At 64.6% G+C, this 12,425-nt stretch carries 10 protein-coding genes; 4 read left to right on the plus strand and 6 right to left on the minus strand.

Translation table 11 applies throughout. The annotated features are described in order from the left end of the window. The first annotated feature begins 96 nt into the window (after positions 1–96). Positions 97–1,464 carry a CYTH domain-containing protein gene (locus NY023_RS26365; protein WP_003259352.1) on the plus strand — a complete coding sequence of 456 codons (1,368 nt, stop codon included), beginning with the start codon at positions 97–99 and terminating at the stop codon, positions 1,462–1,464. Positions 1,465–1,565: 101 nt separating this feature from the next. Here NY023_RS26365 and NY023_RS26370 read toward each other — a convergent pair whose 3' ends face one another. Continuing rightward, positions 1,566–2,036, minus strand: a complete 471-nt coding sequence (locus NY023_RS26370; RefSeq protein ID WP_015272225.1) for an Lrp/AsnC family transcriptional regulator — start codon at positions 2,034–2,036, stop codon at positions 1,566–1,568. Positions 2,037–2,162: 126 nt separating this feature from the next. On the opposite strand from NY023_RS26370, the gene NY023_RS26375 reads away from it, so the two are divergent. The 3 genes from NY023_RS26375 to NY023_RS26385 all read left to right on the plus strand — a co-directional run bounded on the left by NY023_RS26375 (position 2,163) and on the right by NY023_RS26385 (position 4,772). Then, on the plus strand, positions 2,163–2,468 hold the full coding sequence (locus tag NY023_RS26375; protein ID WP_003259353.1) for a hypothetical protein: 306 nt from the start codon (positions 2,163–2,165) through the stop codon (positions 2,466–2,468). Positions 2,469–2,682: 214 nt separating this feature from the next. Next, on the plus strand, positions 2,683–4,368 hold the full coding sequence (locus NY023_RS26380; protein ID WP_013974713.1) for a GspE/PulE family protein: 1,686 nt from the start codon (positions 2,683–2,685) through the stop codon (positions 4,366–4,368). Positions 4,369–4,457: 89 nt separating this feature from the next. After that, positions 4,458–4,772, plus strand: coding sequence for a DUF2388 domain-containing protein (locus NY023_RS26385; RefSeq protein ID WP_003259356.1), 315 nt, complete (start codon positions 4,458–4,460; stop codon positions 4,770–4,772). A 119-nt stretch (positions 4,773–4,891) separates the two neighbouring features. On the opposite strand, the gene gcvP is transcribed toward NY023_RS26385, so the two are convergent. From gcvP to NY023_RS26410, 5 genes are all read right to left on the minus strand, one after another. After that, the gene (gene gcvP, locus NY023_RS26390; protein ID WP_013974714.1) at positions 4,892–7,765 is read right to left on the minus strand and encodes an aminomethyl-transferring glycine dehydrogenase; all 2,874 of its coding nucleotides are present in this window, start codon (positions 7,763–7,765) and stop codon (positions 4,892–4,894) included. 194 nt (positions 7,766–7,959) lie between these two features. Next, on the minus strand, positions 7,960–8,343 hold the full coding sequence (gene gcvH / locus NY023_RS26395) for a glycine cleavage system protein GcvH (protein WP_013974715.1): 384 nt from the start codon (positions 8,341–8,343) through the stop codon (positions 7,960–7,962). Between the two features lie 51 nt (positions 8,344–8,394). After that, the gene (gene gcvT / locus NY023_RS26400) at positions 8,395–9,477 is read right to left on the minus strand and encodes a glycine cleavage system aminomethyltransferase GcvT (protein WP_013974716.1); all 1,083 of its coding nucleotides are present in this window, start codon (positions 9,475–9,477) and stop codon (positions 8,395–8,397) included. A 125-nt stretch (positions 9,478–9,602) separates the two neighbouring features. Next, positions 9,603–11,225 carry an ABC transporter permease gene (locus tag NY023_RS26405; protein ID WP_044047172.1) on the minus strand — a complete coding sequence of 541 codons (1,623 nt, stop codon included), beginning with the start codon at positions 11,223–11,225 and terminating at the stop codon, positions 9,603–9,605. Positions 11,226–11,400: 175 nt separating this feature from the next. After that, a complete protein-coding gene (locus tag NY023_RS26410; RefSeq protein WP_013974718.1) occupies positions 11,401–12,402 on the minus strand; it encodes an extracellular solute-binding protein in 1,002 nt (333 codons plus the stop codon). Positions 12,403–12,425 lie beyond the last annotated feature (23 nt).

Genomic DNA, 12,425 nt, shown 5'->3' on the forward strand with positions numbered 1-12,425 from the left:
AGCGGGTTCACCCGCGAAGAAGGCCACCACGATCCAACAGACGAGAGCCGACTCCTGTAGACTGCTGGGCAACCACGCCCCTCCTTCGAGCCTGTGATGCACAAAGAAACCGAACTCAAGCTCCGCGCCAGCCGCGAGACCCTTGCCGCCCTGCGCGAGCACCCGCTGCTGAAAAAGCGCAACAAGTCCGGCTGGCAGACCCGCGAACTGCTCAACCAGTACTTCGACACCCCCGAGCGCGAGCTCTCCGCCGCCCGTGTCGCCCTGCGCCTGCGCCGCGATGGCGAGGCCATCATCCAGACCCTCAAGTGCCGCGGCACCAGCGTGGCCGGCCTGTCCGAGCGCAACGAGCATGAATGGCAGCTGGACAAGGTCAAGCTCGACCTGAAGAAGCTCGACGACAGCTGCTGGCCCGCGCAACTGGCCAACCTGGACAAAAAGACCATCAAGCCGTTGTTCACCACCGACTTCAGCCGTGAATACGCCGAAATCGCCTGGGGCCGTGGCAAGAGCAAGGTGGTGATCGAGGCCGCGCTGGACCAGGGTTTCGTGATCGCCGGCAAGCGCAAGGAAGAAATCTGCGAGCTGGAACTGGAACTGCGTGAAGGTGAGCCGCAGGCACTGCTGGAACTGGCCGCCGAGCTGGCCGCCAGCCTGCCGCTGATGCCATGCGACATCAGCAAGGCCGAGCGTGGCTACCGTCTGCTGGAGCCGGACAGCTACGAGCTGGGCCTGCCGCACACCGAGCTGGAAGCCGAAATGGCCGTGGACGACGCCTACGCCGCACTGGCCTGGCAACTGCTGGGTAGCAGCCAGCGTCTGGCCGAGCAATACCGCCACAACGGCCACTGGCGCCTGCTGCAGGATTGGGTCGAGTGCCTGAGCGAGCTGCGCGCCATTACCGCTAGCCTGGGCCAGGCCGCGCCACGCGCCACCACCCGCGACCTGCGCAGCAGCCTGGACGCCTTGCTTGAAGACTGGCGTCCGCTGGTGCAGGCCGGTAACGAAGACGAAGATATCCGCCGCGCCGCCCCAGAGCAGTTCGCCGAAGAGCTGGAGGACGTGCGCTGGGGCCAGTTCTCGCTGGAAACCTCGCGCTGGCTGCTGGCCCGTGCCTGGACCGTGGAGCGCAAAGGCCGTGGCGAGCGCCAGGGCAAGGCGCAGCTGGCAAGCTGGCTGGCGCACCTGCTGGGCGAAGAAGGCCGAGCGTTGAAGCTGCCGCTGTACACGCAGCGTCCGGAAGATCTGGCCGAGCAACTGCCGCGTATCGAGCAGCTGCTGGCCTGGCTGCACCACGCTCGTCAGGTGCTGGAAGCGCCGCAGATGGACCGCCTGTATGGCGACCTGAAGAAGCTGCACGAGCTGGCTGAGCAGCCGATCAGCGATGAAGTGCTGGAAGCGCGTATCGAACAGGCTCGTGCAGTGGATCAGAGCCGCGGCTGGAAGCACTTGCTCAAGGCGTGATACCGCGTCGCATTCTTCGCGGGTAAACCCGCTCCCACAGGGGTCGCGCTGCTCTCTGGCTCACTGATAACCCTGTGGGAGCGGGTTTACCCGCGAATGCCTCAGCGCGACAGTGGCAGGCTGGTGGTGGACTTGATCTCCGACAGCGCCACGATCGAGTTCACCTCCTGAATCCCCGGCACGTTCGACAGTTTTTCGAAGAAGAACCGTTCATAAGCCTCGATATCCGGGGTGACGATGCGCAACAGAAAGTCCACCGACCCCATCAGCACATAACACTCCAGCACCTCCGGAAACCCGCGGATCGCGTCGGTGAACTCTGTGAAGTTGGAGCGCCCGTGGGCGTTCAGTTTCACCTCGGCGAAAATCTGCGTGTTCAGGCCGACCTTCTTGCGGTCCAGCAAGGTCACCTGCCCACGAATCACTCCCTCCTCCTTCAACCGTTGGATACGCCGCCAGCACGGCGATTGCGACAGCCCCACGCGTTCGGCGATCTGCGCGCTGGACAGCGAAGCGTCCTCCTGCAGCAGTTCGAGGATACGGCGGTCGTAGGCATCCAGCTCGCTGTGCATAGAAAATTCTCCATCGAATAACTTTATGAATAGATCAATTCGCCAATACAGCGAAATGATCAAATCATAGCGAAAAAATACCGCAACCAACGTGCAAGAATTTCTCCAACATTTGCGGAGACCAGCATGAACGCACAGCCCCGTACCGACGCCTGGGCCGCCAGCAGCGCCCACAGCACCGTGCACTATCGCCTGCAGGCCGAGGCCGAGCCTGACAGCCTGTGCCGGGTGCTCAACCTGTTTGCCCTGCAGTTCCTGACCCCGCACAGCGTGCAGGTCAGTCAGCAGGACGACTGGCTGGATATCGAGGTCGGCATCGGCGGCCTCAGCTGGCACCGGGCCGAGGTGATTGCGCAGAAACTGCGCAACCTGGTGTGTGTGGGTGAAGTGAGCCTGAGCAACCTGCAGCGGGTGGAGCTGGCGGTGGTCTGAGCCATGCTCGGTGCTTGTGCCGGCCTCTTCGCGGGTAAACCCGCTCCTACAGGTACTGCACAACATTCAAGTTTGTGCGGTCATGTGGGAGCGGGTTTACCCGCGAAGAGGCCGGCACAAGCAAAGCAAAATTTCGAAACCTTTCACCCTCGGTAACCCTCCCTCGCCCGGCTAGCCTTGATCAGCACTCCCCTATCAGGCACGGACGCCAATCATGCACACCCCCGACAACCCGGCACTCGACCTCAAGCGCGTGCTCCAGGGCCTGCTCGCCGACCAGCACCTGCACGCCAACGACACCCTGCAGGTACTCGAGCACGCCGCCAATCACCCCACCGCCCACCCGCTGGAACAGATCGCCGCCTGCGCCCTGGAAGACCGCCGACACCCTGGCAAGCCCCTGGACCTGGATCGCCTCTGCCAATGGCTGGCCAACAAGGTCGGCCAGCCCTACCTGCGCATCGACCCGCTGCAACTGGACCTGCCCCAGGTCACCGGCCTGATATCCCCGGCCTTCGCCCAGCGCCACGGCATCCTTATCGTCGCCGCCGACGCCTCCAGCGTCACCGTCGCCAGCGCCCAGCCCTACCAGGACGACTGGCTGGCCGACCTCACCCGCAGCCTGGGCCGGCCGATCCGGCGCGTTCTGGCCAGCCCGCAGCAGGTCCGCCAGGCAGGGCAGTCGTTCCACCGCCTGGCCCAATCGGTAAAGGGCGCGCAACACCAGCAGTCAGCCAGCCTGGGCGAACTCGAACAGCTGCTGGAGCTGGGCAAGCGCCAGGCCGAGGCCAGTGCGGACGACGCGCACATCGTGCATATCGTCGACTGGCTGCTGCAGTACGCCATCGAGCAACGCGCCAGTGATATCCACCTGGAACCACGCCGCGAACTGGGCCAGCTGCGCTACCGTATCGACGGCCTGCTGCACAACGTCTATGCCTTCCCCGCCGGGGTGACCCTGGCGCTGGTCAGCCGCCTGAAACACCTGGGGCGCATGGACGTCGCAGAAAAACGGCGGTCGCAGGATGGCCGGCTGCAAAGCCGCCTGCCTGGCGGCGGCGAGGTGGAACTGCGGCTGTCGACCTTGCCGACTCCGTTCGGCGAGAAACTGGTGCTGCGCCTGTTCGACCCGCAACAGTTGCAAGAAGGCTTCGACCGGCTCGGCCTGGACGGGGCGCAACTGGACCAGTGGCAAGGCCTGCTGCGTCATCGTCAGGGCATCATTCTGGTTACCGGCCCGACCGGGTCCGGCAAGACCAGCACGCTTTACGCCAGCCTCAAGCTGCTGGCCACGCCGCAGGTCAACCTGTGCACCATCGAAGACCCGATCGAGCGCCTGGAACCCGCCTTCAACCAGTTGCAGGTGCAACCCGCCCTGGACCTGGGATTCGCCAATGGTGTGCGGGCCATGCTGCGCCAGGACCCGGACATCATCATGATCGGCGAAATCCGTGATCGCGAGACCGCCCTGGTGGCGGTGCAGGCAGCCCTGACCGGGCACCTGGTGCTGTCGACCCTGCATACCAACGACGCCTGTGGCGCGATCACCCGCCTGCAGGAACTGGGTGTGGCCGACTACCTGATCAAGGCGACGCTGGTGGGGGTCATGGCCCAGCGGCTGGTGCGCACACTGTGCGCGGATTGCCGGGGTGATACAGCGCTGCGCGAAGGGCAGCCATGCCGTACCTGTCGTGGCACGGGGTTCCATGGCCGCACAGGGTTGTTCGAGCTGCTGATACCCAGCGACAGTCTGCGCGCCCTGATAGGCCCGGACAGCGATCTGGCCAGTTTGCGGCGCCAGGCCGTGGCCGATGGCTTGCTCGATCTGCGCCGCTGCGGCGAAGCCAAGGTAGCCTGTGGGCAGACTCGCCAAGAGGAAGTGCTACGGGCCTGTTCCTGAGCAAAAATCCTTTGTATTCAAGGAACTTGCACCCCTGCGGCAGGATCAAATCGCGCATCTTCAACCCTCACCCTTCGAGGTGTTTCAACATGCGTTTCAAAACCGCCATCGCTGCCGCTGCCTTGCTTTCGCTGCCTATCGGCTCGGCCATGGCCGATACCTTCTGGCGTAACGTGATGACTACCGGTGCTACCACGGCATCGAGCTACCTGACTTCCGGGGATCACAAGCTGGTGATGGCGGCGCAGGATGACGCCGGCAGCTTCGTGGCCAGCGAAGGCGCGATCCGTGGGCCGTTCCTCGAAGCGGCAATTCGCCAGGCTCGCGCGGAGAACCCGGGGATGCAGGCTTCCGACATGGAACTGGCCAATGCCATCCTGGCCAAGAATGCGGTAGCCGAGTAACCGCGTCGCCTGCTTAGCGGGTGAACCCGCTCCCACAGGTACTGCACAGTATTCGAAACTTGTACAAGTCCTGTAGGAGCGGGTTTACCCGCGAAGGGGCCGGCACAGGCAAACCACAATTAGCGATACGCCTCCACCGGCACACAAGCACAGAACAGATTCCTGTCCCCATAAACGTTGTCGACCCGGTTCACCGCTGGCCAGTACTTGTGCTGGCGCACGTGAGCACTGGGCGCCACCGCCTGCTCCAGGCTGTAAGGCCTGTCCCACACCGTCAGCACATCGGCCAGGGTATGCGGCGCATGCTTGAGCGGGTTGTTCTCCGCAGGCCAGTTGCCCTCCTGAACTTCGCCAATTTCCGCCCTAATCGCCAGCATCGCCTCGACGAATCGGTCCAGTTCAGCCTTCGATTCACTCTCGGTCGGCTCGACCATCAGCGTGCCCGGCACCGGGAACGACATGGTCGGCGCATGGAAGCCATAGTCCATCAGGCGCTTGGCCACGTCCTCTTCACTGATGCCGGTCAGCGCCTTCAGCGGCCGCAGGTCGAGGATGCACTCATGCGCCACCCGCTGGTTGCGCCCGCGGTAGAGCACTGGGAAGGCACCACCCAGCTGGCTGGCCAGGTAATTGGCCGAGAGGATCGCCACCTCGCTGGCATCGGCCAGTTGCGGGCCCATCATCGCTATGTACATCCAGCTGATCGGCAAAATGCTCGCACTGCCCCAGGGCGCAGCACTGACCGCGCTGTTGTTCGGGTCCAGGCCGGGTACCGGCACCACCGGATGGCTGGCAACGAACGGCTTGAGGTGCGCGCGAATGCCGATCGGGCCCATGCCCGGGCCGCCACCACCGTGGGGGATGCAGAAGGTCTTGTGCAGGTTCATGTGTGAAACGTCGGCGCCGATATCCGCCGGACGCGCCAGGCCCACCTGGGCATTGAGGTTGGCGCCATCCATGTACACCTGACCACCATGCTGGTGGACCACTTCGCAGATTTCGCGAATCCCCTCCTCGTACACGCCGTGGGTCGATGGGTAAGTGATCATCAGGCACGACAACCGATCCCCGGCCGAGTGGGCCTTGGCCTTGAGGTCGGCCAGGTCGACGTTGCCATCGTCGTCGCAATCGACGATCACCACCTCCATGCCGGCCATTTGCGCCGATGCCGGATTGGTGCCGTGGGCCGACGACGGGATCAGGCACAGCGTGCGTTGCGGCTGGTGGCGGCTGCGATGATAGCGGGTAATGGCCATCAGGCCGGCATACTCGCCCTGGGCGCCGGAGTTGGGCTGCATGCAGATGGCATCAAAGCCGGTAATGGCGCACAGCCAGCTTTCCAGTTCGTCGATCATCGCCTTGTAGCCGGAGGCCTGGGCCGCCGGGGCAAACGGGTGCAGCTGGGCAAAGCCGGGCCAGGTGATGGGGATCATCTCGCTGGTAGCGTTGAGCTTCATGGTGCACGAGCCCAGCGGGATCATCGACTGGTTCAGCGCCAGGTCCTTGTTCTCGAGTTGCTTGAGGTAGCGCAGCATCTCGGTTTCGCTGTGGTGCAGGTTGAACACCGGGTGGGCGAGAAACGGTGTGCGCCGCACCAGGCTGGCAGGGATGCCTTCGGGCAGCGCCAACTGGTCGAGTGCGGCTATATCCAGGCCGTGATCCACCCCCAGGAAGATATCGAACAGGCGCAGCACCGTCTGCTCCGAGCAAGTCTCGTCCAGGCTCACGCCCAGGTGCCCGCGGCCGAGGATTCGCAAGTTGATCTGGGCGGCCTCGGCGCTTTCGATGATGGCCGCCTGGGCACCGCCGACGTCCAGGGTAAGGGTGTCGAAGAAGTGCTGGTTGAGGCGCTTGATGCCCTTGGCCTCAAGGCCGGCGGCCAGGATGAAGGTCAGCCGGTGCACGCGCTGGGCAATGCGCTGCAGCCCTTCGGGGCCATGGTATACCGCATAGAAGCCGGCAATGTTGGCCAGCAGCACCTGGGCCGTGCAGATGTTGGAGTTGGCCTTCTCGCGGCGGATATGCTGCTCGCGGGTCTGCAGGGCCATGCGCAACGCGGTGTTGCCACGGGCATCGCGCGACACGCCGATGATGCGCCCCGGCATGGCTCGCTTGTAGTCATCGCGGCAGGCGAAATAGGCCGCGTGGGGGCCGCCATAGCCCATCGGTACGCCAAAGCGTTGGGTTGAACCCAGCACCACATCGGCTCCCAGCTCCCCGGGCGGTGCCAGCACCACCAGGCTGAGCAGGTCGGCGGCTACGCAGGCCAGGGCATGCTGGCTGTGCAAATGGTCGATCAGCGGGCGCAGGTCGCGCACCTCGCCGTGGGTATCCGGGTACTGCAGCAAGGCCCCGAAAACCGCGTGTTTGCCAAGGTTATCCACAGAGTCGACGATCAGCTCGAAGCCGAAGCCCTCGGCACGGGTCTTGAGTACCGACAGGGTTTGCGGGTGACAGTGCTCATCGGCGAAGAAGGCATTGCTCTTGTTGCGCGCCACCCGCTTGGCCAGGGCCATTGCCTCGGCGGCGGCGGTGGCTTCGTCGAGCAGCGAGGCATTGGCCAGGGCCAGCCCGGTGAGGTCGATGACCATCTGCTGGAAGTTCAGCAGCGCCTCCAGCCGGCCTTGGGCAATCTCGGGCTGATAAGGCGTGTAGGCGGTGTACCATCCCGGGTTCTCCAGCACGTTGCGCAGGATGACCGTGGGGGTGATGGTGCCGTGGTAGCCCATGCCGATCAGGCTGGTCCAGACCTGGTTCTGCCTGGCGTAACCGGCGAGCTTGGCCAGGGCGGCCTGTTCGTCCAGTGCAGGCGGCAGGTCGAGGGGGCGGTTGAGGCGGATGTCTGGCGGTACGGTCTGCTCGATCAGCTCACTGCGGCTGGCGACACCCAGCGCGTTGAGCATGGTCTGCTGCTCCGCGGCATCCGGGCCAAGGTGGCGACGCAGGAATGGGTTGAGCTCTTGCAGTTGATGCAGGGATGGCGACTGGGACATGACGACGCTCTCTTCCTGGAACAGCTCTCATGGAGACTTACAAGTCTAGGAAGGGATTGCCGATTCTGCGGGGAAAGTTGCTCGCAGGCCCGGCCTCTTCGCGGCTAAAGCCGCTCCCACAGGGACCGCACACGTATCAGACGCTGTGCAGTACCTGTGGGAGCGGCTTTAGCCGCGAAGAAGGCGACGCGGTCTTACTCGCCGATCGCGGCCTTGTAGCCCGCAGCATCCAGCAGCTTGTCCAGCTCGGCCGGGTTGCTTGGCTTCAGCTTGAAAATCCACGAATCGTAAGGTTCTTCGTTGAGCAGCTCAGGGCTGTCAGCCAGCTCTTCGTTGACCGCAATCACTTCGCCACCGACCGGGGCGTAGATGTCCGAAGCGGCCTTGACCGACTCGACCACACCGGCCGCATCGCCAGCGGCGAATACCTTGCCGACTTCGGCCAACTCGACGAACACCACGTCACCCAGGGCTTGCTGGGCGTGGTCGCTGATACCCACGGTCACGGTGCCGTCGGCTTCCAGGCGAGCCCACTCGTGGCTTTCGGCAAAACGCAGTTCGGCGGGGATATTGCTCATGTCTTGAATTCCTCGATTGGCTCAGCGGTACGCCCGCCGGTTAAAAATTGTTCAGATCAGGATCTTGCCGTGGCGCACGAAGGTCGGTTTGACCACCCGCACCGGGTACCACTTGCTGCGAATTTCCACCTCGGCCCGGTCGCCAGTGGCCATGGGCACGCGTGCAAGGGCAATGGACTTGCTCAGCGTAGGCGAGAAACTACCACTGGTGATCTCCCCTTCGCCAATCCCGGCTACACGCACCACCTGGTGGGCACGCAGCACGCCACGCTCTTCCAGCACCAGGCCGACCAGTTTTTCCTGCACGCCGTGCTCGATTTCCGCCAGCAGCCCAGCGCGCCCGATGAAGTCGCGCTCGGCCGGCTCCCAGGCGATGCTCCAGCCGAGGTTGGAGGTGAGCGGTGTGTGGTTTTCGTCGATGTCCTGGCCGTACAGGTTCATGCCGGCTTCCAGGCGCAGGGTATCGCGGGCACCAAGGCCGCTGGGGGCGATGCCGGCACCGACCAGGTCGTTGAAGAAGGCCACGGCCTGCTCGCCGGGGAGGATGATCTCCAGGCCGTCTTCACCGGTATAACCGGTGCGGGCAATGAACCAGTCGCCTTCGGCAAAGCCTTCGAAAGGACGCAGTTCGCGGATCAGCGCCGCACGCGAGGGGCTGAGCAGGGCTGCAACCTTTTCTCGAGCATGCGGGCCCTGGATGGCAAGGATGGCCAGGTCTGGGCGGACCTGGAAGTCCACGGCAAAACCGTCACGCTGCTGCTGCAGCCAGTCGAGTACCTTGGCACGGGTGGCGGCGTTGGTGACCAGGCGATAGCCATGTTGTGTGCGGTAGACGATCAGGTCGTCGATCACCCTGCCCTGTTCCTGCAACAGCGGGCTGTACAGCGCCTTGCCGGTGTCGTCGAGGCGGGCCACGTCGTTGGCCAGCAGACGCTGCAACCAGGCGGTGGCGTCGCTACCATCGACATCGATCACGGTCATGTGGGAAACATCGAACACCCCGCAATCGCTGCGCACCTGATGGTGCTCCTCGACCTGCGAGCCATAGTGCAGGGGCATGTCCCAGCCACCGAAATCGACCGTCTTGGCGCCAAGCGCCAGGTGCAGGTCATACAAAAGCGTGCGCTGTCCCATGGGTTTCTCCTTCCGGGCGTGGCGAAGCGGCGGCGGTCGATGACGTCGGGTCGTCAGCTCTTCTTGTGTAGGACCCGCCGCGCGAATGCCGCGCATTGTAGCCGCAAGGGCGCGGGCTGGCACCCTCAGTGACTGTGACCAGGTCGACGTGCCGAACGGCGGATCAGGCCGATGACCGGCAGCAGGCCCACCAGCACCAGGGTCATTGCCGGCAGCGATGCACGCGCCCACTCACCCTCGCTGGTCATCTCGAACACCCGTACCGCCAAGGTATCCCAGCCGAACGGGCGCATCAGCAAGGTGGCCGGCATTTCCTTGAGCACGTCGACGAACACCAGCAGAGCGGCGCTGAGCGCGCCAGGCACCAGCAGCGGCAGATACACCTTGAAGAACAACCCCGCGCCACCGACGCCGAGGCTACGGGACGCCTCGGGCAGTGACGGGCGGATACGCTCCAGGCTGCTCTCCAGCGGCCCGTAGGCCACCGCGATGAAGCGCACCAGATAGGCCAGCAGCAACGCGGCCAGGCTGCCCAGCAGCAGCGGCTTGCCGGCACCACCCAGCCAGTTGGACAGCGGGATGACCAGGTGGTTGTCGAGGTAACTGAACGCCAGCATGATCGAAACCGCCAGCACCGAGCCGGGCAAGGCATAGCCCAGGTTGGCCAGGCCCACCCCGGCGCGAATACCACTCGTCGGCGCCTCGCGCCGGGCAAAGGCCAGCAGCAACGCCACGCACACCGTGACCAGCGCCGCCATGCCGCCCAGGTACAGGGTGTGCAACACCAGGCCGACATAGCGCTCGTCCAGGTCATGCCGGCCACGCTGCCAGAACCACGCCAGCAGTTGCAGCAGCGGGATGACGAAGGCGCAGGCGAACACCAGCAAGCACCAACCGCTGGCCAGCAACGCCTTGACCCCGTGCAGGTGGTACAGCGCCTGCCCGCGCGGCCGCTCGTTGCCGCTGCGGCTGGCACCCCTGGCACGGCGCTCGCCATACAGCACCAGCATCACCGCCAGCAGCAACAGGCTGGCCAGCTGGGCCGCGCTGGAGAGGCTGAAGAAGCCGTACCAGGTCTTGTAGATGGCCGTGGTGAAGGTGTCGAAATTGAACACTGCCACCGCGCCGAAGTCGGCCAGGGTTTCCATCAGGGCCAGGGCAATACCGGCGCCGATCGCCGGCCGTGCCATGGGCAGGGCCACACGCCAGAACGCTTGCAGCGGGGACAGCCCCAGCACCCGCGCGGCTTCCATCAGGCCCTTGCCCTGGGCCAGGAATGCGCTGCGCGCCAGCAGGTAGACATAGGGGTAGAACACCAGCACCAGAACGACGATCACCCCGCCGGTGGAGCGCACCCGCGGCAGGCGCATCGGCCCGAACACCTCGCGCAGGGCGCTCTGCACCGGGCCGGCGAAGTCCAGCAGGCCGACGAAGACGAACGCCAGTACATAGGCCGGGATGGCGAACGGTAGCATCAGCGCCCAGTCCAGCCAGCGCCGGCCAGGGAACTCGCAGAGGCTGGTCAGCCAGGCCAGGCTGACGCCCAGCACGGTGACGCCGATGCCCACACCCACCACCAGCGTCAGGGTATTGCCCAGCAGGCGAGTCATCTGGGTGTCGAGCAGGTGCGACCAGATCTGCAGGTCGATCGACTGCCAGGACAACAGCAGGACGCTCAGGGGCAGGAGCACCAGGGCGGCGACCAGGGTGACCGGGAGGTACCAGCGGCGTTGGGGGGAGTGGGGCAAGGTTTGATTCTCGATTGCGATGGCGACCGCTGCGCGGTCGTTCGCGGGTAAACCCGCTCCCACAGGATCTGCACTGCCTTTGAGGGTTGTGCGGTCCCTGTGGGAGCGGGTTTATCGGAACGCCGAACCGCCGCGAATGGGCCCTTGCAGGCCCCGGAAGGATAAAGCCTGGCGCTTAGTTCCAGCCAGCCCGATCCATCAAGCGAATCGCTTCAGCCTGGCGCTTGCCAGCGATTTCAACCGGAATGCTGTCAGCCTTGAAGCTGCCCCACGCTGCCACTTCTTCCGATGGCTTGACCTTCGGGTTGGCCGGGAACTCCTGGTTGATGTCGGCGAACAGCTTCTGCGCCTCTTCACCAGTCATCCATTCAACCAGCTTCTTCGCCGCCTCCGGGTGTGGTGCATGCTTGGTCAGGCCGATGCCCGACAGGTTCACGTGCACGCCACGGTCACCCTGGTTGGGCCAGAAGATCTTCACCGGCAGTTTCGGGTTCTGGTTGTGCAGGCGACCGTAGTAGTAGGTGTTGACCACGCCCACATCGCACTGGCCGGCCTCGATGGCCTGGATCACTGCGTTGTCGTCGGAGAACACGTCGGTGGACAGGTTGTTGACCCAGCCTTTGACGATCTGCTCGGTCTTCGCCTCGCCGTGGGTCTCGATCAGGGTGGCGGTGAGCGACTGGTTGTACACCTTCTTCGCCGTGCGCAGGCACAGGCGGCCTTCCCACTGCTTGTCGGCCAGGGCTTCGTAGGTGCTCAGCTCTTGCGGCTTGACCCGCTCGGTGGAGTAGATGATGGTGCGCGCGCGCAGGCTCAGGCCGGTCCAGTCGTGGGACGAGGCGCGGTACTGCGACGGGATGTTCTGGTCGATGATGTCGGACTTGATCGGCTGCAGGATGCCCATCTGCTCAGCCTGCCACAGGTTGCCGGCATCGACGGTCAGCAGCAGGTCGGCCACGCCGTTTTCGCCCTCGGCCTTGATGCGCTGCATCAGCGGGGCTTCCTTGTCGGTGATGAACTTGATCTTGACCCCAGTCTTGGCGGTATAGGCATCGAACACCGGCTTGATCAGCTCGTCGATGCGCGAGGAGTACACCACCACTTCGTCCGCTGCCTGGGCGGTGCCGCCGAACAGGGTCAGGGCCAGGGCGGCCAGTAGGGGCTTGCGTGGCAACATGGAAAGCACTCCTCGGATCGTAT

Source organism: Pseudomonas sp. NBB, assembly GCF_032701105.1.
Classification (GTDB): Bacteria; Pseudomonadota; Gammaproteobacteria; order Pseudomonadales; family Pseudomonadaceae; genus Aquipseudomonas; species Aquipseudomonas asiatica.

What these genes read in the sequence shown, in the direction of transcription:
- NY023_RS26365 (WP_003259352.1), top strand. Translation starts at nt 97, where the DNA reads ATGCACAAAGAAACCGAACTCAAGCTCCGCGCCAGCCGCGAGACCCTT.
- NY023_RS26370 (WP_015272225.1), bottom strand. Translation starts at nt 2,036, where the DNA reads ATGCACAGCGAGCTGGATGCCTACGACCGCCGTATCCTCGAACTGCTG.
- NY023_RS26375 (WP_003259353.1), top strand. Translation starts at nt 2,163, where the DNA reads ATGAACGCACAGCCCCGTACCGACGCCTGGGCCGCCAGCAGCGCCCAC.
- NY023_RS26380 (WP_013974713.1), top strand. Translation starts at nt 2,683, where the DNA reads ATGCACACCCCCGACAACCCGGCACTCGACCTCAAGCGCGTGCTCCAG.
- NY023_RS26385 (WP_003259356.1), top strand. Translation starts at nt 4,458, where the DNA reads ATGCGTTTCAAAACCGCCATCGCTGCCGCTGCCTTGCTTTCGCTGCCT.
- gcvP (WP_013974714.1), bottom strand. Translation starts at nt 7,765, where the DNA reads ATGTCCCAGTCGCCATCCCTGCATCAACTGCAAGAGCTCAACCCATTC.
- gcvH (WP_013974715.1), bottom strand. Translation starts at nt 8,343, where the DNA reads ATGAGCAATATCCCCGCCGAACTGCGTTTTGCCGAAAGCCACGAGTGG.
- gcvT (WP_013974716.1), bottom strand. Translation starts at nt 9,477, where the DNA reads ATGGGACAGCGCACGCTTTTGTATGACCTGCACCTGGCGCTTGGCGCC.
- NY023_RS26410 (WP_013974718.1), bottom strand. Translation starts at nt 12,402, where the DNA reads ATGTTGCCACGCAAGCCCCTACTGGCCGCCCTGGCCCTGACCCTGTTC.